Source organism: Saccharothrix ecbatanensis (genome assembly GCF_014205015.1).
GTDB lineage: Bacteria > Actinomycetota > Actinomycetes > Mycobacteriales > Pseudonocardiaceae > Actinosynnema > Actinosynnema ecbatanense.
Window position 1 is genome coordinate 355305 of the sequence record NZ_JACHMO010000001.1, and the last position, 25734, is coordinate 381038.

The 25734-nt window shown below is 71.0% G+C and carries 20 protein-coding genes and 1 pseudogene; 17 read left to right on the top strand and 4 right to left on the bottom strand.

Going from position 1 to position 25734, the window contains the following annotated elements; genetic code table 11:
* Positions 1-12: 12 nt before the first annotated feature.
* From F4560_RS01615 to F4560_RS01660, 10 genes and pseudogenes are all read left to right on the top strand, one after another.
* Complete coding sequence (locus F4560_RS01615; protein ID WP_184915199.1) at positions 13-1917, top strand: intein-containing Rv2578c family radical SAM protein; 1905 nt, start codon at positions 13-15, stop codon at positions 1915-1917.
* A gap of 42 nt (positions 1918-1959) precedes the next feature.
* Positions 1960-2547, top strand: coding sequence for a GrpB family protein (locus F4560_RS01620; RefSeq protein ID WP_184915202.1), 588 nt, complete (start codon positions 1960-1962; stop codon positions 2545-2547).
* Between the two features lie 35 nt (positions 2548-2582).
* Complete coding sequence (locus F4560_RS01625) at positions 2583-2978, top strand: nuclear transport factor 2 family protein (protein WP_184915205.1); 396 nt, start codon at positions 2583-2585, stop codon at positions 2976-2978.
* A gap of 70 nt (positions 2979-3048) precedes the next feature.
* Entirely contained in the window at positions 3049-3648 is a 600-nt protein-coding gene (locus tag F4560_RS01630) for a TetR/AcrR family transcriptional regulator (RefSeq protein ID WP_184915208.1), read from the top strand.
* Positions 3645-4394, top strand: a complete 750-nt coding sequence (locus F4560_RS01635) for a TIGR03084 family metal-binding protein (protein ID WP_184915211.1) — start codon at positions 3645-3647, stop codon at positions 4392-4394. Before F4560_RS01630 ends, F4560_RS01635 begins: the two co-directional genes overlap by 4 nt.
* Before the next feature lie 56 nt (positions 4395-4450).
* Positions 4451-5949: pseudogene (locus tag F4560_RS01640) on the top strand (acyclic terpene utilization AtuA family protein).
* A gap of 32 nt (positions 5950-5981) precedes the next feature.
* A complete protein-coding gene (locus F4560_RS01645) occupies positions 5982-7136 on the top strand; it encodes an acyl-CoA dehydrogenase family protein (protein WP_184915214.1) in 1155 nt (384 codons plus the stop codon).
* Positions 7133-8728 carry an acyl-CoA carboxylase subunit beta gene (locus F4560_RS01650; RefSeq protein ID WP_184915217.1) on the top strand — a complete coding sequence of 532 codons (1596 nt, stop codon included), beginning with the start codon at positions 7133-7135 and terminating at the stop codon, positions 8726-8728. Before F4560_RS01645 ends, F4560_RS01650 begins: the two co-directional genes overlap by 4 nt.
* A gap of 90 nt (positions 8729-8818) precedes the next feature.
* Positions 8819-10723: an ATP-binding protein gene (locus F4560_RS01655; RefSeq protein WP_184915219.1), complete on the top strand. Its 1905-nt coding sequence runs from the start codon at positions 8819-8821 to the stop codon at positions 10721-10723.
* A gap of 2 nt (positions 10724-10725) precedes the next feature.
* On the top strand, positions 10726-11883 hold the full coding sequence (locus F4560_RS01660; RefSeq protein WP_312869832.1) for an acyl-CoA dehydrogenase family protein: 1158 nt from the start codon (positions 10726-10728) through the stop codon (positions 11881-11883).
* A gap of 1 nt (position 11884) precedes the next feature.
* Here F4560_RS01660 and F4560_RS01665 read toward each other — a convergent pair whose 3' ends face one another.
* Positions 11885-12847, bottom strand: coding sequence for a hypothetical protein (locus F4560_RS01665; RefSeq protein ID WP_184915226.1), 963 nt, complete (start codon positions 12845-12847; stop codon positions 11885-11887).
* A gap of 821 nt (positions 12848-13668) precedes the next feature.
* Here F4560_RS01665 and F4560_RS01670 point away from each other — a divergent pair.
* Complete coding sequence (locus F4560_RS01670; protein ID WP_184915229.1) at positions 13669-14814, top strand: S8 family peptidase; 1146 nt, start codon at positions 13669-13671, stop codon at positions 14812-14814.
* Between the two features lie 64 nt (positions 14815-14878).
* A complete protein-coding gene (locus F4560_RS01675) occupies positions 14879-15994 on the top strand; it encodes a S8 family peptidase (protein ID WP_184915232.1) in 1116 nt (371 codons plus the stop codon).
* 49 nt (positions 15995-16043) lie between these two features.
* Here F4560_RS01675 and F4560_RS01680 read toward each other — a convergent pair whose 3' ends face one another.
* Positions 16044-16499 carry a GNAT family N-acetyltransferase gene (locus F4560_RS01680; RefSeq protein ID WP_184915235.1) on the bottom strand — a complete coding sequence of 152 codons (456 nt, stop codon included), beginning with the start codon at positions 16497-16499 and terminating at the stop codon, positions 16044-16046.
* Between the two features lie 231 nt (positions 16500-16730).
* Between F4560_RS01680 and F4560_RS01685 the strand changes: the two genes are divergently transcribed.
* Complete coding sequence (locus F4560_RS01685) at positions 16731-17918, top strand: S8 family peptidase (protein WP_184915238.1); 1188 nt, start codon at positions 16731-16733, stop codon at positions 17916-17918.
* A gap of 52 nt (positions 17919-17970) precedes the next feature.
* Here F4560_RS01685 and F4560_RS01690 read toward each other — a convergent pair whose 3' ends face one another.
* Positions 17971-18651 (bottom strand): peptidylprolyl isomerase, encoded by a 681-nt coding sequence (locus tag F4560_RS01690; RefSeq protein ID WP_184915241.1) that lies wholly within the window; start codon positions 18649-18651, stop codon positions 17971-17973.
* Between the two features lie 151 nt (positions 18652-18802).
* On the opposite strand from F4560_RS01690, the gene aspS reads away from it, so the two are divergent.
* The 4 genes from aspS to F4560_RS01710 all read left to right on the top strand — a co-directional run bounded on the left by aspS (position 18803) and on the right by F4560_RS01710 (position 23734).
* Positions 18803-20614 (top strand): aspartate--tRNA ligase, encoded by a 1812-nt coding sequence (gene aspS / locus F4560_RS01695; protein WP_184915245.1) that lies wholly within the window; start codon positions 18803-18805, stop codon positions 20612-20614.
* Between the two features lie 3 nt (positions 20615-20617).
* Positions 20618-21559 carry a DUF389 domain-containing protein gene (locus tag F4560_RS01700; protein WP_184915248.1) on the top strand — a complete coding sequence of 314 codons (942 nt, stop codon included), beginning with the start codon at positions 20618-20620 and terminating at the stop codon, positions 21557-21559.
* Between the two features lie 110 nt (positions 21560-21669).
* Positions 21670-22869: a hypothetical protein gene (locus F4560_RS01705; RefSeq protein WP_184915251.1), complete on the top strand. Its 1200-nt coding sequence runs from the start codon at positions 21670-21672 to the stop codon at positions 22867-22869.
* Positions 22870-22921: 52 nt separating this feature from the next.
* Positions 22922-23734, top strand: a complete 813-nt coding sequence (locus F4560_RS01710) for an SGNH/GDSL hydrolase family protein (protein ID WP_312868105.1) — start codon at positions 22922-22924, stop codon at positions 23732-23734.
* Between the two features lie 183 nt (positions 23735-23917).
* Here F4560_RS01710 and F4560_RS01720 read toward each other — a convergent pair whose 3' ends face one another.
* A complete protein-coding gene (locus F4560_RS01720; RefSeq protein WP_184915257.1) occupies positions 23918-25726 on the bottom strand; it encodes an ArnT family glycosyltransferase in 1809 nt (602 codons plus the stop codon).
* Positions 25727-25734 lie beyond the last annotated feature (8 nt).

Sequence of the window (25734 nt, forward strand, 5' to 3'; positions counted from 1 at the left end):
TCGAATGGGCTTATGCGATGGGACGGGCAGAAGGACGGGGCTGACCGGCAGCAGGCTCTGCCGGGGTTGCCGGGGCTGCTGCGCAGCGTACGAACTCCCGACTTCGCCGACATCGTGTTCCACGAGGTGAACGCCAAGAGCGTGCTGAACAAGGTCCAGGGCGGCGGGCTGCCGTTCGGCTGGACGCTCAACCCGTACCGGGGCTGCACGCACGGCTGCACGTACTGCCTGACCGGCGACACGCCCGTGCTGCTCGCCGACGGCCGCACCAAGCCCATCGCCGAACTGACCGTGGGCGAGGACGTGTTCGGCACGTCCGAGGGCCGGTTCGTGGTCACCCGCGTGCGGGCGCACTGGACGACTGCCAAGCCCGCGTTCCGGGTGACGTTGAGCGACGGCACGCAGGTCATCGCGGGCGGCGACCACCGGTTCCTCACCGACGAGGGTTGGAAGCACGTCACGCCCGGCCGTTGCGACGACTTCGAGGAACGCCCGTTCCTGGTCAAGGGCGCGCAACTGGTCGGGACGGGCCGGTTCGCCGCGCCGCCGACGCAGGGCGAGCAGTACCGCACCGGCTACCTGTGGGGCGTGGTGCGCGGCGGCCTGCCGACCCACCCGGACGTGATGGCACGGCTGCGCGAGTACACCGGCGGCCGGGTGCCGCGCGAGCAGGACCTGGTCGAGTGGCCGACGACGCCGGGGGAGGAGTGGTCGAAGGGGTTCCTGGCGGGTCTGTTCGACGCGCGCGGCAGCTCCACCGGCGGGCAGTTGGCGATGTCGAGCGCGGACAGCGCGGTGTTCGAGGCGGCCGTGCTGGCGTTGACGCGGCTGCGCGTGTCGCACGTGGTCGAGGTGCGCGGGGTGCGGATCGTCGGCGGGCTGGCCGAGCGGCTGCGATTCCTGCACCTGGTCGGTCCCGCGATCCCGCGCGGCAACGCGGTCGAGGGCATGGCCGTGCCCGTGACGTCCCGGCTGGCGGTCGTGTCGGTCGAGTCGCTGGGCGTGACGCGGACGCTGTACGACATCACCACCGGCACCGGCGACTTCGTGGCCAACGGCCTGGTCAGCCACAACTGCTTCGCCCGCAACACGCACACGTACCTGGACATGGACGCGGGGCGCGACTTCGACACCCAGGTGGTGGTGAAGGTCAACGCGGTGGAGGTGCTCAAGGCTCAGCTGCGTTCCCGTCGCTGGCAGCGCGAGCACGTGGCCATGGGCACGAACACCGACCCGTACCAGCGGGCGGAGGGCCGGTACGCGTTGATGCCGGGCATCATCCGGGCGCTGGCGGACTCCGGCACGCCGTTCTCGATCCTCACCAAGGGCACCGTGCTGGCCCGCGACCTCCCGCTGCTGGCGGAGGCGGCGTCGTCCGTGTCGGTGGGCATCGGGGTGTCGCTCGCGTTGCTGGACCGGGACCTGCAAGCGGGTCTGGAACCGGGCACGCCGACTCCTCAGGCGCGGCTTGACCTGGTGCGCCGGGTCCGTGACGCGGGGCTGCCGTGCGGGGTGTTCGTCGCGCCGGTGCTGCCCCGGCTGACCGACTCGGACGAGCAGTTGGACGAGCTGCTGGCGTCCATCGCGGCGGCGGGTGCGACGGGCGTGACCGTGTTGCCGCTGCACTTGAGGCCGGGTGCGCGGGAGTGGTTCGCCCGGTGGCTGGTGCGGGAGCGGCCGGACCTGGCCGACGACTACCGGGAGCTGTACGCGCGCGGGTCCTATGTGGACGCCCGCTACCGCCGCATGCTCACCGCCCGGATCCGGCCACTGCTGGCCAAGCACGGCTTGGACGTGCGCGCCAAACGTGAGGAGGTGGGCGTGCCGGGTGACGAGGAGGGCCTGTGGCCGGAAGGCAGCCTCCCCGCTTCGACCCCGCCCGCGCCGGTGGTGCGGGAGCAGTTGACCCTGCTCTGATCGCGGTGGACGGTCCCGCCCGGCGGCGCTACGTTGCGGCGGGTGCCGACTTTCGAGGACATCACCCGACACCACGACCCCGATCCGTCCGAGAACCCGTGGGTCCTCGGGCCGCCCGCCCCCGAGACGATCCAGATCGTGCCGTACGACCCTCGGTGGCCCGGTCGCTACGAGACTCTGGCGGCGGCGATTCGCACGGCGCTCGGTGACGCGGTCGTCGACGTCGAGCACGTCGGATCGACCTCCGTGGAGGGGTTGGCCGCCAAGGACGTCATCGACATCAACCTCACGGTCGCCGACCCCCGGGACGAAGACCGGTACGTCCCCGCGCTCGAACGCGTCGGCTACGTGCTCACGGTCCGGGAGCCGTCGTTCCACGAGCACCGGTGCCTGCGGCTCGCCGAGCCCCGGGTGAACCTGCACGTGTACGGCCCGGACAGCCCCGAGACCATCCGGACCCGCATGTTCCGCGACTGGCTGCGTGCCCATCCCGAGGACCGCGAGCTGTACGAGCGGGCGAAGCGGGCGGCGGTGCCCGGTGGCGGGCACGTCATGGACTACAACGCGCGCAAGGAGGCCGTGATCCGCGAGATCTACGACCGGCTGTTCCGTGCCGCCGGAATGCTGTAGACGCTCAGCGTACCTCGTACCGTATGCTGTACGGCATGAGTGTTGAAAGTGTTGCGGGGTTCGTGCCGACCGACGAAGACGTGGCGAGCGTGCTCGCGTGGTTCGAGAAGTGGGACGCCCTGGCTATGGCCAAGGACGTCGAGGCGATGGCCGGGATGGCGTTGTTCCCGGTCAACGCGGTGACCGACGGGGCGGCGCAGTCGTGGGAACGGGCGCGGTTCGTCAACGACATGGCGGCGACCCTCGGTGAGGGCGACGTGCGGATGGAGTCGGTCCGCACGCCGCACTTCGTCAACGCGAACCTGGTGTTCGTGATCACCGACGCGACCATCACGGTCGGCGAGTTCTCGCAGGTCATGCGGTACGGCGACCTGTTGGTGAAGACCGACGGCCAGTGGTTGTTCCAGACGATGGTCCAGGGCGGCTGGTAGCCGGGCGCGTCAGCCGGGCAACTAACAATCAGTCTTGACTGTTTGTTAGTTGCCCGGAACACTCGGTCTCATGGCCACCGACACCACGCCGAGGGAGACCAGGCGCCAGGCCGACCGCAGTCGGGAGACCCGGCGCAAGCTCATGGAGGCGACCGTCGAGTGCCTGGTCGAGCACGGCTGGGCGGGCACGACGACCACCGTCGTCGCCGAGCGCGCGGGCGTGTCCCGGGGCGCCCAGCTGCACCACTTCCGCACCCGCGGCGAGTTGGTCGCGGCGGCGGTGGAGCACCTGGGCGTCGAGAGCGTCCTGCACCTCAAGGAACGTGCGCGGCAGGTCAACGGGAGCACGGTCGCGGTGGTCGAGCTGATCGCCGACTACTACGCCAGCGACCTGTTCACCGCCGCCCTCGAACTGTGGGTGGCCGCGCGCACCGATCCCGAACTCAAGACCGTGGTGGTGCCGCTGGAGGTCCGGCTGGGCCGTGAGACGCACCGCCTGGCCGTCGAACTGCTGAACGCCGACGAGTCCAAGCCGGGCGTCCGCGAAGCCGTGCAGATCACGCTCGACCTGGTGCGCGGCCTGGCCCTGGCCAACCAGCTCACCGACGACGGCAAGCGGCGCAAGCGGATCATCGGGCACTGGGCGCGGATGCTGGAGGATTCGCTGTGATCAACGAGGTCCTGATCGACCTGCGCGTCGAGGGCGAGGTGTTGGACGCCCTCGTCGCACCGCTGGACGACTGGTCGGTCCCCACCCCCGCGCCGGGCTGGACGATCGCCAACCAGATCAGTCACCTGCACTGGACCGACCGGATCGCCGGGCTGGCCGCACGCGATCCGGAGGCGTTCGCCCAAGCGCTGAAGCAGGCCACGCCGGACATGGTGGACGAGGGCGCCCACGAGCCGGTCACCCTCGACCAGTGGCGGAAGGGCCGGATCGGGTTGGCCGACGCGCTGCTCGCCGTGCCGCCGGGCGTGAAGGTGCCGTGGTTCGGCCCGCCGATGAGCGCCGCGTCGATGGCCACCGCCCGGCTGATGGAGACCTGGGCGCACGGCCAGGACGTGGCCGACGCGCTCGGCGTCACCCGTGAGCCGACCAACCGGCTCAAGCACGTCGCGCACATCGCGGTCCGCGCGTTCGGCTACGCGTTCGTGGTCAACGGCCTGCCGGCGCCGCAGGTCCCGCTCCGGGTGGAACTGCTCGGGCCGGAGGGCGACCTGTGGACGTGGGGCCCGGCGGACGCCGATGACCGGATCACCGGGCCGGCGCTGGACTTCTGCCTGCTGGCGACCCGGCGCAGGCACCGCGACGACCTCGCCGTCACGGCCGTCGGCGACAACGCCGAGGCGTGGCTGCCCATCGCGCAGGCGTTCGCCGGCCCGCCCGGTCCCGGTCGGGAGAAGGGGCAGCCGTGATCCGGATCGGCAACGCCTCGGGCTTCTACGGCGACCGGTTCTCCGCCGTCCGCGAGATGCTGGACGGCGGCGACCTGGACGTGCTCACCGGCGACTACCTGGCCGAGCTGACCATGCTCATCCTGGGCCGCGACCGGATGAAGGACCCGAACCTCGGCTACGCCCGCACGTTCCTGCGCCAGCTCGAAGAGAGCCTGGCCACCGCGCTCGAACGCGGCGTCAAGATCGTCTCCAACGCCGGCGGGCTGAACCCGGAGGGCCTGGCCGAGGCGGTCGACAAGCTCGGCCTCGGCGCGAAGGTCGCCTACGTGACCGGCGACGACCTGCGCGAACAGTTCCCGGAGGCGTTGACCGCCAACGCCTACCTTGGCGCGTGGGGCATCGCCGAATGCCTGAACGCCGGGGCGGACGTCGTGGTCACCGGCCGCGTCACCGACGCGTCGCTGGTCGTCGGACCGGCCGCGGCGCACTTCGGCTGGGGTCGCGAGGAGTGGGACGCGCTGGCGGGCGCGACCGTCGCCGGGCACGTGCTGGAGTGCGGCACGCAGGCCACCGGCGGCAACTACTCGTTCTTCACCGCGATCGACGCGACCCGGCCCGGTTTCCCCATCGCGGAGATCGAGGCGGACGGGTCCTCGGTCATCACCAAGCACGACGGCACGGGCGGCGCGGTCACCGTGGACACCGTCACCGCGCAGCTGCTCTACGAGATCGGGACGCCCGCCTACCCCGGCCCGGACGTGGTCAGCCACTTCGACACCATCCGGCTGGACCCGCACGACCGGGGCGTCCGCATCTCCGGGGTGAAGGGCTCGCCGCCGCCGGACACGCTCAAGGTCTGCCTCAACACCCTGGGCGGGTTCCGCAACTCCACCACGTTCGTGCTCACCGGGCTGGACGTCGAGGCCAAGGCGAACCTGGTCCGGCACCAGCTGGAAGCCGCCATCGGTCCCGAGGGTCTGACGTGGACTTTGGCGCGCACCGAACACGCCGATGCGGACACGGAGGAGACGGCGAGCGCGCTGCTGCACGTGACCGTGAAGACAGCGGATCCCAAGCGGGCCAAGGCGTTCTCGCGGGCGGGCATCGAGTTGGCGTTGGGCTCGTACCCCGGTTTCCACGTCACCGCGCCGCCCGGTGACGGCACGCCGTTCGGCGTCTACAAGGCCGCGTACGTGCCTCGGGCGTCTGTGCGGCACCAGGCCGTTCTGCCGGACGGGAAGGTGGTCGAGGTATGAAGGTGCCACTGGGAACCATCGCGGGCGCGCGTTCCGGCGACAAGGGCGGTGACGCCAACCTCGGCGTGTGGGTGCGCACTGACGAGCAGTACGAGTGGCTGCGGGCCGAACTGACCGTCGAGCGGCTGAAGGAACTGCTGCCCGAGGCGGGCGACGTCGACCGGCACGAGCTGCCGAACCTCAAGGCGCTGAACTTCGTGCTGCACGGCCTGCTCGGTGACGGCGTCGCCTCGTCCACCCGCTTCGACCCGCAGGCCAAGGCACTGGGGGAGTGGCTGCGGTCCCGCCACGTCGACATCCCGGAGGCGCTGCTGTGAACACGACTGTGAACACGGCTGTAAGCACGGCTGTGAGCACGACGTCCGAGCTGTTCGAGACACCGGAGCGCCGGGACCTCCGCGCGACCGTGCGGAAGTTCACCGAGCAGGAGGTCGTGCCCCACCTGTCGGACTGGGAACGGGCCGGTGAGCTGCCCCGCGAGCTGCACCGGACGGCCGCGAAGGTCGGGCTGCTGGGCATCGGCTTCCCGGAGCACGTCGGCGGCGCGGGCGACCTGCTCGACACCGTCGTGGTCACCGAGGAGCTGATCCAGGCCGGTGGCTCGTCCGGGCTGGTCGCCGGGCTGCTCACGCACGGCATCGCGTTGCCGCACATCATCGACTCGGGCAACGAGGACCTGATCGACCGGTTCGTCCGGCCCACGCTGGACGGTGAGCTGATCGGGTCGCTCGGCATCACCGAACCGGGTGGCGGTTCGGACGTCGCGGCCCTGCGCACCACCGCTCGCCGTGAAGGCGACTACTACCTGGTGAACGGTTCGAAGGCGTTCATCACGTCCGGTGACCGGGCGGACTTCGTCACCACGGCGGTCCGCACCGGTGGTCCAGGGTACGGCGGGGTGAGCCTGCTCGTCATCGAGAAGGGCACGCCGGGCTTCACCGTGGACCGCAGGCTGGAGAAGATGGGCTGGCACTGCTCGGACACCGCCGATCTGTCCTTTGTGGACGTGCCGGTGCCGGTGGCCAACCTGGTCGGCGAGGAGAACGCCGGGTTCGCGTTGGTCATGCGCCAGTTCCAGGTGGAGCGGATCTCGTTGGCCGTGCAGGCTTACGCGACGGCCCAGCGCTGCCTCGACCTGACCGTGGCGTACACGAGGGAGCGCGAGACGTTCGGAAAGCCGCTCATCGCCCGCCAGGTCGTCAGCCACCGGCTGGTGGAGATGGCGCAACGCATCGACCTCGCCCGCACGTACACGCGGGAGGTGGCGGTGAAGGCGGCGCAAGGGCAGGAAGTCGTGGCCCAGGTGTGTTTTGCGAAGAACGCGGCCGTGGAGGCGTGCTCGTTCGTCGTGGACGCCGCGGTCCAGCTGCACGGCGGCGCCGGCTACCTGCGTGACGCGGAGGTCGAGCGGCACTACCGGGACGCGCGCATCCTCGGCATCGGGGGCGGCGCGACCGAGGTCATGACCGAACTGGCGGCACGGCGATTGGGGTTCACTGTATGACCACGTTGCGGACGGCGGTGGACAGCCGGTCGCCCGAGTACGCCGAGAACCGCGAGGCGTTGCTGGCCCGGCTCACCGAGTTGGACGCCGAGCACGCCAAGGCGCTTGCCGGCGGCGGGGCGAAGTACACCGAACGGCACCACAAGCGCGGCAAGCTGCTCGCTCGGGAGCGGATCGAGCTGCTGGTGGACCAGGACAGCCCGTTCCTGGAGCTGTCGCCGCTGGCCGCGTGGGGCACCGACTACCCGGTGGGCGCGAGCGTCGTGACCGGCATCGGGGTGGTGGAGGGCGTCGAGTGCGTGATCGTCGCCAACGACCCGACCGTGCGCGGCGGCGCGAGCAACCCGTGGACGTTGCGGAAGACGTTCCGGGCCAACGACATCGCGTTGCAGAACCGGCTGCCGCTGATCGGGCTGGTCGAGTCCGGCGGCGCGGACCTGCCGAGCCAGAGCGAGATCTTCATCCCCGGCGGCCGGGCGTTCCGCGATCTGACCAGGCTGTCCGCGGTCGGCATCCCGACCGTCAGCACGGTGTTCGGCAACGCCACGGCGGGCGGCGCGTACGTGCCGGGCATGTCGGACTACGTGGTGATGATCAAGGAACGGTCGAAGGTGTTCCTCGGCGGACCGCCGCTGGTCAAGATGGCCACCGGCGAGGAGTCCGACGACGAGTCGCTGGGCGGCGCGCGGATGCACGGCACCACGTCCGGCCTGGCCGATTTCGTGGCCGATGACGAGGTGGACGCGATCCGGCTCACCCGGCGCGTCGTCGCCCGGCTGAACTGGCGCAAGCTCGGCCCGTCGCCCAAGCCGGTGGAAGCGCCGCGGTATGACGAAGAGGACCTCCTCGGGCTGGTGCCGACGGACCTGCGGGTGCCGTTCGACCCGCGCGAGGTGATCGCCCGGATCGTGGACGGCTCCCGGTTCGACGAGTTCAAGCCCGACTACGGCAGCAGCCTCGTCACGGGGTGGGCCGACCTGCACGGCTACCCGATCGGGGTGCTGGCCAACGCGCGCGGCGTGCTGTTCAGCGAGGAAGCGCAGAAGGCCACCCAGTTCATCCAGCTCGCCAACGCGAGCGACACCCCGTTGCTGTTCCTGCAGAACACCACCGGGTACATGGTCGGCGCGCAGTACGAGCAGGGCGGCATCATCAAGCACGGCGCGATGATGATCAACGCGGTGTCGAACAGCAAGGTGCCGCACCTGACCGTGGTCATGGGCGCGTCCTACGGCGCGGGCAACTACGGCATGTGCGGGCGGGCCTACGACCCCCGGTTCCTGTTCACCTGGCCGAACGCGAAGTCCGCCGTGATGGGGCCGAAGCAGCTGGCCGGTGTGCTGTCGATCGTGGCGCGGCAGGCCGCCGCCGCGAAGGGCCAGGACTACAACGACGAGCACGACGCGGCAATGCGGCAGATGGTGGAGGGGCAGATCGAGCAGCAGTCACTGGCCGCGTTCCTGTCCGGCCGGCTCTACGACGACGGCGTGATCGACCCGCGCGACACCCGCACGGTGCTAGGCCTCTGCCTGTCCGCGATCCACAGCGGACCGATCAAGGGCGCCGACCGCTACGGCGTCTTCCGGATGTGAGGACGCGATGATCCGCGAGCTGTGGGCCGGAAGTCGGAACGAGGCCGGGCGCCGGGTGGTCCCCGGGCGCTCGGCTGGGGTGAGGACGCGATGATCCGCAAGCTGTTGATCGCCAACCGGGGCGAGATCGCCCGCCGGGTGATCCGGACGTGCCGCGAGGTCGGGGTCTCGCCGGTGGCCGTGTTCTCCGACCCCGACGCCGACGCGCCGCACGTCCGGGAAGCCGACGCCGCCGTGCGTCTGCCCGGAGCCACCCCGAGTGACACCTACCTGCGTGGTGACGCCCTGGTCGCCGCCGCACTGGCCGCCGGCGCGGACGCCGTGCACCCTGGTTACGGGTTCCTGTCCGAGAACGCGTCCTTCGCGCGCGCCGTGCTGGCAGCCGGGCTGACGTGGGTCGGCCCCGACCCGGAGGTCATCGACGCGATGGGCTCCAAGGTCGCGGCGAAGAAGCGGATGGCCGCGGCCGGCGTGCCGGTGCTGCCGGAGCTCGACCCGGAGTCCGCCGACGAGTTCCCGTTGCTGGTCAAGGCATCCGCCGGTGGCGGCGGCCGGGGGATGCGGGTGGTGCGGTCCCGGGCCGAGTTGGCCGAGCAGGTCGCAGCCGCCCGCCGTGAGGCCGAGTCGGCGTTCGGCGACGGCACCGTGTTCTGCGAACCGCTCCTGGAGCACGCCCGGCACGTCGAGGTGCAGGTCCTGGCCGACGCGCACGGCACGGTGTGGGCGTTGGGTGAGCGGGAGTGCTCCATCCAGCGCCGCCACCAGAAGATCATCGAGGAGACGCCGAGCCCGGCCGTGACGCCGCAGGCCCGTGAGCGGCTGTTCGACGCCGCGACCAAGGCCGCGGAAGCCATCGGGTACGTCGGCGCGGGCACGGTGGAGTTCCTGCTCACCGACGAGGGCTCGTTCCACTTCCTGGAGGTCAACACCCGGCTCCAGGTCGAGCACCCCGTCACCGAAGAGGTGTTCGGCGTCGACCTGGTGGCCTGGCAGCTCGCCATCGCCGAGGGCGCGCGCCTGCCCGTCGACCCGCCGACCCCGAACGGCCACGCGATCGAGGCCCGGCTGTACGCGGAGGACCCGGCGCACGACTGGCGTCCGGCGAGCGGCACCGTGCACCGGTTCGCCGTGCCGGACGGCGTGCGCGTGGACAGCGGTGTGGAGGACGGCAGCGAGGTCGGCGTGCACTACGACCCCATGCTGGCCAAGGTGATCGCGTGGGCGCCGACCAGGCACGCGGCGATCCGCAAGCTGGCCGCCGCGTTGGAGCGGACCGAGATCCACGGCCTGATCACCAACCGCGACCTGCTGGTGCGCACGTTGCGGCACCCGGAGTTCGGCGCGGGCAACACCCACACCGACTTCTTGGACCAGCACGCGCTCACCACACCGGAACCGGTCGACGTGCGGCCCGCCGCGCTGGCCGCCGCGCTCGCGTTGGCCGAACGTCGGCGCACCGCCGCCCTGCCGCTGGGGTGGCGGAACCTCCCGTCCCAGCGGCAGAAGACCGTGTTCGAGCACGAAGGTGACGCGGTCGAGGTCGACTACCGGCACACCCGCACGGGCGTCGAGACGAGCCTCGGCCTCACGGTCGTGGCGACCTCGCCGGACGCGGTGACGTTCGAGCGGGACGGCGTGCGCACGACGTTCCCGGTCGCGGTGTACGGGGACCGGGTGGAGGTGGGTTCCGTGTCGCTCACGCCGCGCCCCCGCTTCCCCGAGCCGGAGGCCAAGATCGCCGAGGGCGCGAGCGTCGCGCCGATGCCCGGCACGGTCGTGCGGGTCTCGGTCGAACCGGGGCAGCGGGTCGAGGCCGGCGCGGAACTGCTGGTGCTGGAAGCGATGAAGATGGAACACCGGGTGCCGGCCGCCACCGGCGGCACCGTCACCGAAGTGCTGGTGCAGGCGGGTCAACAGGTCGACGCGGGCGACGTGCTCGCGATAGTGGAAGCCGAAGACTCGCTTGCGGGGTCGAGTGGAGGAGCAGTTTCATGACGATCAACTTCACCGAGAGCGAGGAGCGGCGTGCCCTGCGCAAGGCCGTCTCCGACATGGCCCGCAAGTACGGCCACCAGTACTTCACCGCCAAGGCGCGGGCGGGGGAGAAGACCGACGAGCTGTGGGCCGAGGCGGGCAAGCTCGGCTACCTCGGCGTGGCCGTGCCCGAGGAGTACGGCGGCGGTGGCGGCGGCATCGGCGACCTGGCCGCCGTGTGCGAGGAGTTGTCCGCGGCCGGCTGCCCGCTGCTGCTGACGGTCGTCTCGCCCGCCATCTGCGCCACCGTCATCGCCCGGTTCGGCACGGCCGAGCAGAAGCAGCGGTGGCTGCCCGGGTTCGCCGACGGCACCACCAAGATGGCGTTCGCCATCACCGAGCCGGACGCGGGCTCCAACTCGCACAAGCTCACCACCGCCATCCACCGCGACGGCGACGAGTGGGTCCTCAACGGCGGCAAGTACTACATCTCCGGCGTCGACGAGGCGGAGGCCGTGCTCGTGGTCGCACGCCATGTCGACGCCACGGGCCAACGGCTGCTGCCGTCGCTGATGATCGTGCCCACGAACGCGCCCGGCTTCACCTATCAGCACATCCCGATGGAGGTGCTGTCGCCCGAGAAGCAGTTCACCTGCTTCTTCGACGACGTGCGGCTGCCGCTGGACGCGTTGGTGGGCACCGAGGACGCCGGTCTGGCCCAGCTGTTCGCCGGCCTGAACCCGGAACGGATCATGGCTGCGTCGCTCGCCACCGGTATGGCCCGCCGCGCACTCGACCAGGCGAGCGAGTACGCCCGCACCAGGGCCGTCTGGGACACGCCGATCGGCGCGCACCAGGGCATCGCGCACCCGTTGGCGCAGTGTGCGATCCAGGTCGAGTTGGCGAGGCTGATGACCCAGAAGGCCGCGGCTCTCTACGACGCTGGGGAGGACCGGGCTGCTGGGGAGGCGGCCAACATGGCCAAGTACGCGGCGGGGGAAGCGGTGGCGGGAGCGGTGGACCAGGCCATCCAGGTCCACGGTGGCAACGGGCTGTCGTCCGAGTACGGACTGGGCGCCCTGCTGGCCGCGTCCCGGTTGTCCCGAATCGCCCCGGTCAGCCGGGAAATGATCCTGAACTTTGTGGCGCAGCACACGCTGAAGTTGCCGCGCTCGTATTAGGTCAGGTCCATTCCCAGCGCAGGCCGACCATGCCGGGACCGAAGTCGAGTGCGACCGCGTACGCGTAGCCCCACGTGTCCACCGGGGTCTCGCGCACGTCGGTGGGTTCTCCACCGGTCAAATCGGTCGTGAATTGTTCACAACGTGCGGGTCGGCACCGTGAATCGTACCGGACCTCCAGGACGTACTCGCGAACAGGGTGTCGGAAGCGCCGTGAGTGGGTGTTGTCAAACGTGGGATGGTGGGGTGCCACGTGGATCAGTTCGTACTCGATGGCGGTCCGCTCGCCCCGTCGCAGTGGACGGTCGAGGAGCAGTTCGGCGACCATCAGTCCGTTGCGCGGGTCGGCGGAAACCCGCCCCAGTCTGCACGACCTCAGCGTGCCGATGACCGGCAGCGGGTCGCCGGGCAGCCGGGTGTCGTAGCCCAGCAGGACCCGGTCGACGCCCGCCCGTTCGGCGCGCAGCACCTGCCGCGACCGCACCCGCCGGGTGCTGCCGTCCATCGCCAGCTCCACCTGATCGCGCAGGCTGAGGCGGGTGAGGTCCTGGTCGGTGCTGGTGTCGACCTCGGCCAGCAGCTCCGCGATGGTCGCGTAGTCGTGCTCGCCGACCCAGCCCTCGGGCCCGGAGATGCGCGTCCGGGGACGGGCCTTGCCGCGTGGCCGTGGCGGTCCGAGCAGCGTGCTCAGCCCACCCGGTCCGACGTCCAGGATCTCCTCCAGGTGGCCGACGGCGGTGAGCGAGTCCGGTCGTTCGGGACGCCGCCTGCCGGACTGCCAGTAGCTCAGCGCGGCGATGCTGACCGCCACGCCCCTAGCCCTCAGCTTGTGCTGGATGCGTTCCAGGCTGAGTCCTTTCGCTCGGATCGCCGCACGCAATGCGTCCGCGAAGGGGTCGGCCTCCGCGTCGATCCGTCGGGGATCGCGTACCCGCGATTCCGGTCCGACGACTGGCGTTGTCATCTTCGCTCCCGTTCTCCGTGGACAAGCCGAGCGACGTTATCGTGCGAAATCACCGGGGCGGTACAGCCGATCGGGTTTCCCGCCGTGAATTTGACCGAATCGGACGGTTAATCCCGCCGGCTGTGGAACGCTTGAATTCTCATTAACAGGGTCGGTGTGAAGAACCGGTGCGGCGCGATCGTCGCACCGCACTGTGGCATCTGGTCCCTTCCCGGTACGCGAAGCGGCCCATGGCCTCGGGATGTGGGTGACCTGGGACACATCCCGGCCCCGCCACGGGCTCTACTGGTGAGACGAACGGATGCCGGTGGTAGTTCCCGGGGAAGAACGAGAGCAGCTATGTGCAAGCTCACATTGACTGCCTGTGCGGATGTGGTGCCGTGAAGCATTTCCGCAGGTGGAAGCCCTGATTGGGCGGTATCGGCGGATGATCGGACCGGCCGGTGGGCACCGTGGCGGGCAACGGTTGTCCGGTAACGCGGAAGGACTTCTCCGCACTATGCGGGTGCGCGTTCGATGTTCGTTTCGACCGCACTGTCGAAAGGAATTTCTCCACAGCGTTGAATAGCTTCTCAATCACGTTGTGGGAGGCGGTCCCCAAGCGTATGGCGGCCGGACCGGCGGTGGCGTCCGCCGAGTGGCCCCACGTCGACCGTCCCGTCTCAGGCTGGGCCGGGTGGACGAGCGCGTCCGGCCGGCCGCCCGCCGATGCCCGAACCGACCACTCCGTCGGACGAACTCCGGCGGGCCGGAGTTCGGCACACTGGCAGGCCCGACGCGTGATCCGCGCCGAGGTTCCTTCCCCTGCAAAGGAAAACCGCATGCGCAAGCTCTTACCCGGCCTGACCCTGGCCGTCCTGACCGCCACCCTGCTCGCCGCTCCCGCCCACGCCGTCCCCGCACACGCCGAGGGCGTCGTCCTGCACGAGGGCTCGGCCACCGCCGTGCCCGGCAGTTACATCGTCAAGCTCAAGGACCCGGCCGTCGACGCGGCAGGGTTCGACGGGCAGGTCGCCCGGAGGTTCGCCGCGTTCGGCGGTTTCTCCGCGACACTCACCCCGAAACAGGCCCGCCGCCTCGCCGCCGACCCCGCCGTCGACTACGTCGAACAGGACCAGGTCGTGCACGCCAACGGCGTCGGGGCACTGGCGACACAGGCCAACGCGCCGTGGGGCCTGGACCGGATCGACCAGCGCGCCCTGCCGCTGAGCACCACCTACAGCTACACGTCGGTCGGCGCCGGCGTCACCGCGTACGTGATCGACACCGGCATCCGGGTCACCCACACCGAGTTCAGCGGTCGTGCGATCCACGGCTACGACGCCGTGGACAACGACTTCATCGCCCAGGACGACAACGGCCACGGCACGCACATGGCGGGCATCATCGCCGGCCGCACGTACGGCGTGGCCAAGGGCGTCCAGGTGTGCGGCGTGCGGGTGCTCAACGCCGCCGGCAGCGGCACCGTCTCCGGTGTCATCGCGGGCGTGGACTGGGTGACGCGGAACGCGGTCCGTCCCGCCGTGGCGAACTTCAGCCTGGGCGGCGCGGCTTCCGTCGCGCTGGACGACGCGGTGCGCCGCATGATCGCCGCGGGCATCACCGCGTCCGTCACGGCGGGCAGCAGCGGCAGCATCTCCAACACGTCGCCTGCCCGGGTCACCCAGGCCATCACGTCCGGCGGCACCAACCAGTCCGACGCCAGGGCGCCGTTCTCCAACTACGGCCCCGGGGTGGACCTGTACGCGCCGGGCGCCAACATCATCTCCGCCTGGCACACCAGTGACACCGCCGCCGTCACGCTCAGCGGCACGTCCATGGCGACCGCGTTCGTCAGCGGTGTCGCCACCCGGTACCTCCAGTTCGTGCCGACGGCCACCCCGGCCCAGGTGCACGCCGAGATCGTGAACCAGGCGACGCCGCTGCCCTGGGGCGGCCGGCTCTTGTACTGGTCTCCCGCGAGGTAACCGCGCCGGCGCCCCGGCGCACGACCCGCGCCGGGGTCCCTTCCCCTGCAAAGGAACCCTGCCCATGCGCAAGTTGTTGTCCGGCCTGGGTGTCGCGGCCCTCGCCGCCGTCACCCTCACCACTCCGGCCCACGCCGAAGGCGCGGTGCTGCACGCCGGTTCGGCCACGGCCGTCCCCGGCAGTTACATCGTCAAGCTGAAGCACCCGGCCGTCGACGCGGTCGGGCTCGACGGTCAGGTGACGCGGAGGTTCGCCGCGTTCGGCGGCTTCTCGGCGACCCTGACCGAGAAGCAGGCCCGCCGCCTCGCCGCCGACCCCGCCGTCGAGTACGTCGAACAGGACCAGGTCGTCCGCGCCCACACCACCCAGCTCAACGCGCCGTTCGGCCTGGACCGGATCGACCAGCGCGCGCTGCCGGTGGACGGCAGGTACAGCTACACCACGACCGGAGCGCGCACCAGGGCGTACGTGATCGACACGGGCGTCCGGTCCACGCACACCGAAATCGCGGGCCGGTCGTGCGCCGGCTACGACGTGGTCGACAACGACACCGTCCCCCAGGACGACAACGGCCACGGCACGGCCATCGCGTCCCTCATCGCGGGCCGCACCAACGGCGTCGCCAAGGAAGCACTGGTGTGCGGCGTCCGGGTGCTCAACGCCTCTGGCAGCGGCACGACCGCCGGCGTCATCGCGGGCATCGACTGGGTGGCGCGCAACCACGTCAAGCCCGCGTCGGCGAACCTCAGCCTGGGCGGCGGCGTGTCGACCGCGATGGACGACGCGGTGCGGCGGCTCATCTCGGCGGGCGTGACCGCGTCCGTGACGGCGGGCGGCAGCAACACCAATGCGGTGAACTTCTCACCGGCCCGGGTGACCGAGGCGATCACCTCGGGCTCGTCCACCCGGACCGACACCCGCGCCACGTTCTCCAACTACGGCGCGGTGGTCGACGTCTACGCGGTCGGCGTCGGCATCACGGTCGCGTGGCACACCGGCGACACGGCCACCGCCACGCTCAGCGGCACGTCGCTGTCCACCGCCTACGTCACCGGTGTGACGCTCAGGTACCTCCAGGCCAACCCCGCGGCGACGCCCGCTCAGGTGCACTCGGCGGTCGTCACCGCGGCCACCGTGCTGTCGTGGGGCCGACTCCTCTACTGGTCGCCGAACCGGTAAGCGCGCTGGTCTCCGACCAGGTGAGCGCGCTGATCCCCGACCAAGTGAGCTACTGGTCGGCGAGGTGAGCAGACGGGGCGAGCTCGTGGCGCATCACGAGCTCGCCCTCGTCCACCTCGCCCGTGTCGGTGAAGCCGAACGCCGCGTACAGGCCGCGCGCCACCGCGTTACCCGGCACGACGGTCAGCACCAGCTCGGTGCGGCCCTCCGCGCGCGCCACGTCGGCGATCGCGGCCAGGCCCTTGCGGCCGAGCCCGCGGCCCTGCGCCCGCCGGTCGATCATGAACCGGGCGATGTGCAGCGCATCCGGCCGATCCCGTTCGAGGAGGGTGAAGCCCACCAGGTCGGTTCCGCTGAACAGCGCAAGCGGCTGCAACTTCGGGCGGTAGATCCAGGCGTCCGCGATCGACTTCAGGTTCGTCGCGACGAACGCCCGCTGCTCCTCGTGGACCTCCAGACCGATGACGGCCCGGTAGTTGTCCTCGGTGACGGGTTCCAAACGCATCTCCGGACCGTAGCGCCGTCGTCACGCACCCGCGCCCGCATTTTGGGAACCCGCAGGTCGGGCGGATTGTTGACGCTGCTGGATAACTGGCAAATGTTCACACTTCCGAGTTAACGCCCTGGTTGCCTACGTTGTGACGGTCAGCGAGGGCAAGGTGGCCCAACGTCACCCCCGAGCCCTGCGAAGCTCCTCGGGGTGCGTTGGGGCCACCGTTCGAAGAACGGAATCCGCATGCGACAGTCACGACAGGTCCGGTTCCTGGCCGGGGTCGGGGCGACGGCGCTCGCCGTCACCGCGTCCTCCCTGTTGGCCGCCCCCGCGCAGGCCGCCGAGGGCGAGATCCGCGCCGCCGACGCCACGCACAAGGTGCAGAACCACTTCATCGTCAAGCTCAAGGACGGCTCGTCGGCGTCCGCGGAGAGCCTGGCGGGCCAGTACGGCGGCCACGTCGACACCGTGTTCCGCAGCGCGCTCAACGGCTTCTCCGTGTCGCTGCCCGAGGCGGCGGCCAAGCGGCTCGCGGCCGACCCGTCCGTCGAGTACGTCGAGCAGGACCAGGTGTTCCACACCCAGGCGACGCAGACCAACCCGCCGTCGTGGGGCCTGAACCGCATCGACCAGCGCAACCTGCCGCTGAACACGACCTACAGCTACACCTCCACCGGCTCGGGCGTGAACGTCTACGTCATCGACACCGGCGTGCGGATCAGCCACAGCACGTTCGGCGGCCGGGCGCGCAACGGCTACGACGCGGTCGACAACGACAGCGTCGCCCAGGACGGCAACGGCCACGGCACGCACGTCGCGGGCACCATCGCGGGCAGCCAGTACGGCGTCGCCAAGAGCGCGACGGTGTACGGCGTGCGCGTGCTGAACAACTCCGGCAGCGGCACCACCGCCGACGTGGTCGAGGGCATCGACTGGGTCGCCCGCAACCACGTCAAGCCGGCCGTGGCGAACATGAGCCTCGGCGGCGGAGCGTCCACCACCATCGACGCGGCCGTGCGCCGTGCGGTCTCGGCGGGCGTCACGTTCGCCGTCGCGGCGGGCAACAGCAACGCCAACGCGGGCAACTACTCGCCGGCCCGCGTGACCGAGGCCCTCACCGTGGGCGCGACCACCAGCACCGACGCCCGCGCGAGCTACTCGAACTACGGCTCGGTGCTCGACATCTTCGCGCCCGGCTCGTCGATCACCTCGGCGTGGCACACCAGTGACACCGCCACCAACACCATCAGCGGCACCTCGATGGCGGCCCCGCACGTCGCCGGCGCCGCCGCCCGCTACCTCCAGGGCGCCCGCACGGCGACCCCGTCCCAGGTGGCGAGCTACCTGATCGGCCAGTCGACCCCGAGCAAGGTCACCAGTCCGGGCACCGGTTCGCCGAACCGCCTGCTCTACCTGGCGCCCACCGCCTGATCGTCGGCACGTTGAGCCGGGGCCGTCCCTTCGGGGGCGGCCCCGGTCGCGTTCAGGCCGGTTCCACCACGAGGAACACCAGGGACGTGGCCGGTTTGCCGCCGCCCTGGGGGATGTCGGTGCCGTCGGCGAGGCCCGCTTCGGCCACCTGGTCGATGACCTCCATGCCGCGCGTGACGCGGCCGATCACCGGGAAGTCCGGACCGATCAGCGGGCTGTCCTGGTAGATGATGAAGAACTGGCTGCCGTTGGTGCCGGGACCCGCGTTGGCCATCGCCACCACACCGCGCGTGTAGTCGCCGGTCTTGGCCGTCGGGTCGTCGTAGACGTAACCCGGTCCGCCGGCGCCGGTGTCCGTCGGGTCGCCGCACTGGATCATCCAGATCCCCTCCACCGTGAGCCGGTGGCACCTCGAGGACTTGTAGAGCTGCTGCTTGATCAGGTGGCGGAAGCTGTGCACCGAACACGGCGCGCTCTCGGCGTCGAGCTCCACGTCGATGCGGCCATGGTTGCTGTCGACGCGGACCGTCAGGGTGCCGCCGGCCGGTACCTGACCTTCGTCGGGCGGGCTCACCCGGCGCAGCGGCCCCTCGGTGACCAGCGGGTACTCGCAGGCGACCGTCGGGATCGGCTCGGCCGGCGGCGCCGACCCCGCCACCGGACGGCCGGGGACCGCCGTGGAGCACGCGGTCGTCAACAGGATCAAGGCGCTCACGAGCAGGCGTCTGGCCATCACGGGATCCTAGGGCGCGGTGATCACCGAGCCGCCCCGACCGGACCGGGAAACCTGGTGGCGTCGACCCGGGGGTCGTTCGTTAGCCTTGACGACCAGCCGTCGTTCCAGGTGGCCCCACGTTTGAGTCAACCCGAGGAGAGCAGTACCCGTGATCCGCACGCACGAGGCCGGGACGCTCCGCGCCGAGCACGCCGGGCAGTCCGTCACCCTGACCGGGTGGGTGGCCCGCAGGCGCGATCACGGCGGGGTGATCTTCATCGACTTCCGGGACGCCTCCGGTATCGCCCAGGTCGTCTTCCGCGAGGGCGAGATGGCCGAACGCGCCCACAAGCTGCGCTCCGAGTACGTGATCAAGGTCGTCGGCGACGTCACCCGCCGCCCCGAGGGCAGCGACAACCCCGACCTGCCCACCGGTGCCATCGAGGTCTACGCCACCGAGCTGGAAGTCCTCAACGAGTCCGCCCCGCTGCCGTTCCAGTTGGACGAGCACCTGGAGGTCGGCGAGGAGGCGCGCCTGCGCCACCGCTACCTCGACCTGCGCCGCAGCGGCCCGGCCAAGGCCATGCGGCTGCGCAGCGAGGCCAACCGGATCGCCCGCGAGGTGCTGCACGCGGAGAAGTTCGTCGAGGTCGAGACCCCGACCCTGACCCGCTCCACCCCCGAGGGCGCGCGCGACTTCCTGGTGCCCGCCCGGCTGCGCCCCGGCTCCTGGTACGCCCTGCCGCAGTCCCCGCAGCTGTTCAAGCAGCTGCTGATGGTCGGCGGCCTGGAGCGGTACTACCAGATCGCCCGCTGCTACCGGGACGAGGACTTCCGCGCCGACCGGCAGCCCGAGTTCACCCAGCTCGACATCGAGATGAGCTTCGTCGAGCAGGACGACGTGATCGCGCTCGGCGAGCAGGTCATCGGCGCCCTGTGGAAGGAGCTGGCCGACCACGAGGTCCCCCGGCCGTTCCGCCGCATCTCCTACGCCGAGGCGATGGCCAAGTACGGCACCGACAAGCCGGACCTGCGCTTCGACCTCGAACTGACCGAGCTGACCGAGTACTTCAAGGACACCCCGTTCCGGGTGTTCCAGGCGGCGTACGTCGGCGCGGTCGTCATGCCCGGCGGCGCGTCGCAGCCTCGCCGCACGCTCGACGCGTGGCAGGACTGGGCCAAGCAGCGCGGGTCTCGTGGACTGGCGTACGTGCTGGTCAACGAGGACGGCACGCTCGGCGGCCCGGTCGCCAAGAACCTCTCCGACGCCGAGCGCGACGGCCTGGCCAAGGCCGTCGGCGCCAACCCCGGCGACTGCGTGTTCTTCGGCGCGGGCGAACCGGACGGCGCCCGCGCGCTGCTCGGCGCGGCCCGCGTGGAGATCGCGCACCGGGTCGGCCTGATCGACGAGAGCGCCTGGTCGTTCGTGTGGGTCGTGGACTTCCCGATGTTCGAGGCGGTCGACAAGATCGGCGACGACGTCGCGGTGGGCAGCGGCAAGTGGACCGCCCTGCACCACGCGTTCACCTCGCCCACCCCGGAGTGGATCGACCGCTTCGAGGAGGACCCGGGCAAGGCGCTGGCCTACGCCTACGACATCGTCTGCAACGGCAACGAGATCGGCGGCGGGTCGATCCGTATCCACCGCGCCGACGTGCAGCAGCGGGCGTTCCAGGTCATGGGCATCGGGCCGGAGGAAGCGCAGGAGAAGTTCGGCTTCCTGCTCGACGCGTTCAAGTACGGCGCGCCGCCGCACGGCGGCATCGCGTTCGGCTGGGACCGGATCGCCATGCTGCTCGGCGGGTTCGACTCGATCCGCGAGGTCATCGCGTTCCCGAAGAGCGGCGGCGGCTACGACCCGCTGACCGCGGCTCCCGCGCCGATCACGCCGCAGCAGCGCAAGGAAGCGGGCGTGGACGCCAAGCCCGCTCCCGAGAAGACCGGCGCCGGCGGGGAGAAGACCGAGAAGCCGGCTCAGTAGGCCGTGCTGCACCTGCGGGCCATCTGCCCGGCCGAGCGCACCGACGAGGTGCTGGCGGCGCTGACACAGCACCCCGGCGTCACGCACGTGGTGGTGCTGCGCGGCGCGGCCGTCGAGCCCGCGGGTGACGTGGTCGAAGCCGACGTCGCCAGGGAGGCCACCGACACGGTGGTGGCCTCCCTGTGCGCGCTGGACGTCGACCGCGACGGCGGCGTCACGCTGGAGCAGATCGACACCGCCCTCTCCGACGCGGCCGACCGCGCCGAGGAGAAAGCGCCAGGTGAGGCGGCGGACGCCGTGGTGTGGGAGGAGCTGCTGGCCCGCACCGGCGAAGAATCCCGGCTCAACGCCACGTTCCTGTCGTTCCTGGCCATCGCGTGCCTGCTCGCGGCGGTCGGCGTGGTCACGAACTCGCCGATCACCATCGTCGGCGCCATGGTCGTCGGACCGGAGTTCGGTCCGCTGGCCGCCATCGCCGTCGGCCTGGTGCTGCGGCGCTGGGACCTGGTCCGGAGAGCCGCGACGGCGCTCGCGGTCGGGTTCCCGGTGGCCATGGCGATCACCGCCGTGGCCGCGTTCGCGGGCTCGTTCACCGACCTGTTCGACCGGGGTATGGTGCTGGCCGCGCACGAGGTCGACTTCGTGTTCCAGGTCGGCCCGTTCTCGTTGATCGTGGCGCTGCTCGCGGGCGCCGCGGGGATGCTGTCGATGACGTCCGCCAAGTCGGCGGCACTCGTCGGGGTGTTCATTTCGGTCACCACCGTGCCCGCCGCGGGCTTCGCGGCGGTGGCCGCGGTTCTCGCGGAGTGGGACATATGCCTCCAGTCCGTGGCACAGCTCGCGGTGAACCTCGTGGGCATCGTGGCGGCGGCGGCGCTGGTCCTGGCGTTGCGAAACCGCCGTGGCCAACCCCGGGACCTGGGACGACCGCTCGCGAACGGCTGACCGGGCGGCAATTTCCACAGAGGGTGGTATCCGACGGGGGTGAGCATTACCGTCACGGTGCCCGGACGGGTTCTGTCAGGTCTAGGCCACCGGGAGTAGGGTCGGAGGAGATGAGTGTGGAGATCACCGCCGGCCCGCAGGACATCGACGACGCTGCCCCTTCCGAGCTCGACGCCGCCGTGGCAGCGGCCGAATCGGTGTTGAGCGGAAGATTCGGCGCACCGGTTCGACTGGCCGACCCCGAAGACCTAGGGGGAGCGGGCCGGTCTGTCGTCGTCCGCGTCCGCGTGGCGCACACCCCGTTCTCGCTGCCCCGCACGCTGGTGGTGAAGCGCTACCCGTCACGGGTGGCCGACCGGGACCCGTTCGCGCACGAGGTGGTGAGCCACAAGCTGCTCACCGCGCTGCCGTCCGAGGAACGCCTCACCCCCGAGCTGGTCGCGCAGGACAACACCAAGCGGCTCGTGGTGCTCGAAGACCTGGGCAAGGCGCCGCGGCTGGCGGAAAAACTGCTGGGATCCGACGCGCGTGCCGCCGAACGAGGGCTGCTGTCGTGGGCGCACGCCATGGGGCGGCTGCACGCGACGACCGCCGGGCGTGACGCGGACTTCGACGCGTTGATGCGCCGGCAGGGGAGCCAGTGCTGCGCCGACCCGATCGTGGTCGACGTGCACACGGCGTTGGCCGGGTTGCCCGCGCTGCTGTTCGACTCTCTGGAAGTGGCCACGCCGGACTCGGTGCGGTCGTTCGCCGAGCAGGCGGTGCGCGGGTTCGTCACGTCCCGTCGGCGTGCGTTCAGCCCGTCCACGTCGTGCCCGGACAACCACCTGGTGACCAGCAAGGGCGTCCGGTTCCTCGACTTCGAGGGCGGGTGCGTGCGGGACATCGTGTTCGACGCGGCGTGCCTGCGGGTGCCGTTCCCGTCGTGCTGGTGCGCCTACGGGCTGCCCGCCGGCATGTCGGAGGCGATGGTCGCGGCGTGGCGGGCCGAGGTGTCGTCGGTGTGGCCGGACCTGGACGACGACGCGGTGTTCCTGCCGCGGTTGCTGGAATCGCAGCTGATGTGGGTGTGGCTGGCGACGTGGCGCGGGTTGCCGCGGTTGGACCTGTCGCTGCCGTCCGGGCACCGCCCGCTGGACTCGGCGCCGCGCAGCATGGTGCTGACGGCGCGGTGGCTGCGGTTGCGGGACGACGCGTTGGCGTTGCGCGCCACGCACGTCGCGGCGCACGCTGACGCCGTCGTCTCGGCGCTGGTGTCGCGGTACGGGTCGGCCGCCGCAAAACTGCCGCTGTACCCGGCATTCCGGTAGCGTTCCGCTGTTCGTTCTCGGCACGTCACGTCGTTGCGCGAGGGTCTTCACCGTGGCCAAGACGGTGCGCAGCCTGGTGGTCCTGGGCGACTCGACGACGGTGGGCGTGGGCGACCCCGTGCCCGGTGGGTGGCGTGGCGTCGGCCCGCTGCTCGCGGAGGCGTTCGCGGACGCGCGGTATGCGAACGTCTCGTTCGCCGGGGCGCGGGTCGCGTCGGTGCGGTACGAGCAGTTGCCCAAGGTGCTGCCCCTCCAACCGGACGCGGCCGTGTTGTTGGTGGGGATGAACGACACGTTGCGGTCGGACTTCGACGGTCGGCAGTTGCACGTCGACCTGAACGCGATCGTGGGCGCTCTGGTGTCGGCCGGGGCCGCCGTCGTCACGGTGCGCTTTCACGACCACAGCCGGGTGTTCCGGCTGCCGGGGGCGTTGCGGCGGGCGTTGCGGGCGCGGATCGCCGAGCTGAACGACATCATCGACGCGGTCGTGCGGCGGCACGGGATCGGGTGCGTCGACCTCGACCTGATGGACGGCGCCTACTCGATGGACACGTGGGCGGTGGACCGGCTGCACCCGTCGGAGGTGGGACATCGCCGGTTGGCGGCGGCGTTCGCGGCGCGGTTGGCCGAGTCGGGGTGCGAGGTGCCGGGCCGGGTGTCGTTGGCGTGCACGGGCGGATTGAAGGTGACGCCGTTGCACCACGTGGGTTGGTTGGTGCTCAAGGGGATTCCGTGGCTGTGGAGCCGTGGCCGCGACCTCCTGCCCTACGCCGCCGCGATCATGTACCGCTCGTGGGCCGGTCACCCGGAACCACCCCGCTATGTCATCCGGCCGAGTGATGACCTCGACCACGCGTTTGAATAACGTGGAGGAATGATCCGGTCACTGCTCCACCCGGCCCACTCCTCCTCGACCATCCGGTCCATCGTGGACGGAGGCGGTGGCCGCGCCGTCCACCGGCTCGGCCACCGCTTCATCCGCCCCCTCGCCCACCGCTTCGTCCGCCCTCTTGCCCGACCCCTTGCCCACCGCCTCGTCCAGGCCGCGCTAGGAAAGCCGGTAGACGGTCGACCCCCCGATCGTCAGGGCCTCGTAGTTCGCGGCGACCCACTCGCCGATCTCGTTTGCGCCGCCGCGCGGTCCGGCCCCGCCCATGCCCCCGGTGACGAAGTAGCCGATCCGCCCGTCCGCCACGTACCGCTGGAATTCGGCGAGCGTGGGCGCCGGGTCGCCGCCGCTCCAGCCGCCGATCCCGATCACGGCCTTGCCCGACGCCAGGGCCAGGGTCGCCGCACCCTGCGCGCTCATCGTCGCCGCCGCCCACGTGCCGGTGGTGTCCTTCAACAGGTCCACCACCTCGTCGTCGGTCTGGTCCATCGGGCCGTTGCCGGCGTTCGACTCGCCCGAGTCCACGGCGGGGCCGGACATCGGGATCGAACCTCCGTGCGGGGTCGCGGCAGTGGCCACGCCGAAGGCCGCGGCGGAGAGCAGGGAGGTGATCAGGGCCATCGCGGCCATCCGGCGTGCGCCCATCACGATCGCCGTGGCCACCAGCACGGTCAGCGCCGCGACCGTCCAACGGAGCGCGGGCAGCCAGTCCTCGAACCGGTGGAGCAGCGCGAATCCCCAGAAGCCGGCCGCCGCGACCATGAGCGCGAGCGCCACGCGTACCGGGAGGTGGTTGCGGCCACGCCACATCTCCCGACCGGCGATGGCGGCCAGCGCGGCGACGCCGGGCGCGACGGCGACCGTGTAGTAGGGGTGCGTGATGCCGCTCATGAAGCTGAACACGATCCCGTTGCCCAGCACCCAGAGCCCCCACAGCACCAGGGCCGCGCGGGTCCGGTCGGTGCGCGGCAGGCGGCGGGTGAACCACAGTCCGGTCACCATCCCGATGAGCGCGGCGGGCAGCAGCCACGAGATCTCGCCGCCCATGCTCGCCCCGAACAACCGGTCGATCCCGGTCCCACCGCCGAAGCCGAGGGGCGCGTTCCCACCGTCCGCGACCACGCCACCGCCTCCTCGTCCGCCGAAGATCCGGCCAAGGCCGTTGTAGCCGATCGCCAGCTCCCACAGGGAGTCCGTCGAAGACCCGCCGATGTACGGGCGTGATTCCGACGGCCACAGCTCGACCAGGGCGATGAACCACCCCGCGGACACGGTGACGGCGAGCCCCGCGCCGAGCAGGTGCAGGAACCGCTTGGGCAGTGAGGTGGGCGCGGCCAGCAGGTAGGCGGCGGTGAAGGCGGGCAGCACCAGGAAGGCCTGCCCCATCTTGGCCAGGAACGCGAACCCGATCGCCACGCCCGCGAGCGCGAGCCACCAGCCGGAGGCCTTCTCCAGCGCCCGCACGGTGCAGTAGGCGCCGGCGACCATCAGCAGCACCAGCAACGCGTCGGGAAGGTTGAACCGGAACATCAGCACGGCGACCGGCGTCAGGGCGAGGGCCGCACCGGCCATCAACCCGGCCACCGCGCCGGAGGTGCGCTTCACCGTGGCGTACAACAACCACACGGCCAGCACACCCTCGATGGCCTGCGGCGCCAGCACGGTCCAGCTGGAGAACCCGAAGATCCGGGCGAACAGTCCGCTCACCCACAGCGCGGCGGGCGGTTTGTCCACGGTGATGACGCCACCGGCGTCGAGTCCGCCGAACAGCCAGGCGGTCCAGCTCTCCGCACCGGCCTGGGTGGCGGCGGCGTAGTAGCTGTTGCCCCAACCGGAGTCGGTGATGTTCCACAGGTATAGGACCGCGGTGCCCACCAGCAACACGACCAACGCGGGCGTGGTCCAGTTCCGGACGGGCCGCGGTGGGGCCGGGTGGGGTGCGGGTGCCGTCGCGGTGACGGTGGTCATGGCAGTGG

Coding starts and splice junctions, on each gene's coding strand:
- F4560_RS01690 (WP_184915241.1), bottom strand. CDS start 18,651: ATGGCCAGACGCCTGCTCGTGAGCGCCTTGATCCTGTTGACGACCGCG.
- F4560_RS01720 (WP_184915257.1), bottom strand. CDS start 25,726: ATGACCACCGTCACCGCGACGGCACCCGCACCCCACCCGGCCCCACCG.
- F4560_RS01680 (WP_184915235.1), bottom strand. CDS start 16,499: ATGCGTTTGGAACCCGTCACCGAGGACAACTACCGGGCCGTCATCGGT.
- F4560_RS01675 (WP_184915232.1), top strand. CDS start 14,879: ATGCGCAAGTTGTTGTCCGGCCTGGGTGTCGCGGCCCTCGCCGCCGTC.
- F4560_RS01670 (WP_184915229.1), top strand. CDS start 13,669: ATGCGCAAGCTCTTACCCGGCCTGACCCTGGCCGTCCTGACCGCCACC.
- F4560_RS01650 (WP_184915217.1), top strand. CDS start 7,133: ATGACCACGTTGCGGACGGCGGTGGACAGCCGGTCGCCCGAGTACGCC.
- F4560_RS01630 (WP_184915208.1), top strand. CDS start 3,049: ATGGCCACCGACACCACGCCGAGGGAGACCAGGCGCCAGGCCGACCGC.
- F4560_RS01685 (WP_184915238.1), top strand. CDS start 16,731: ATGCGACAGTCACGACAGGTCCGGTTCCTGGCCGGGGTCGGGGCGACG.
- F4560_RS01615 (WP_184915199.1), top strand. CDS start 13: ATGCGATGGGACGGGCAGAAGGACGGGGCTGACCGGCAGCAGGCTCTG.
- F4560_RS01665 (WP_184915226.1), bottom strand. CDS start 12,847: ATGACAACGCCAGTCGTCGGACCGGAATCGCGGGTACGCGATCCCCGA.
- F4560_RS01655 (WP_184915219.1), top strand. CDS start 8,819: ATGATCCGCAAGCTGTTGATCGCCAACCGGGGCGAGATCGCCCGCCGG.
- F4560_RS01705 (WP_184915251.1), top strand. CDS start 21,670: ATGAGTGTGGAGATCACCGCCGGCCCGCAGGACATCGACGACGCTGCC.
- F4560_RS01625 (WP_184915205.1), top strand. CDS start 2,583: ATGAGTGTTGAAAGTGTTGCGGGGTTCGTGCCGACCGACGAAGACGTG.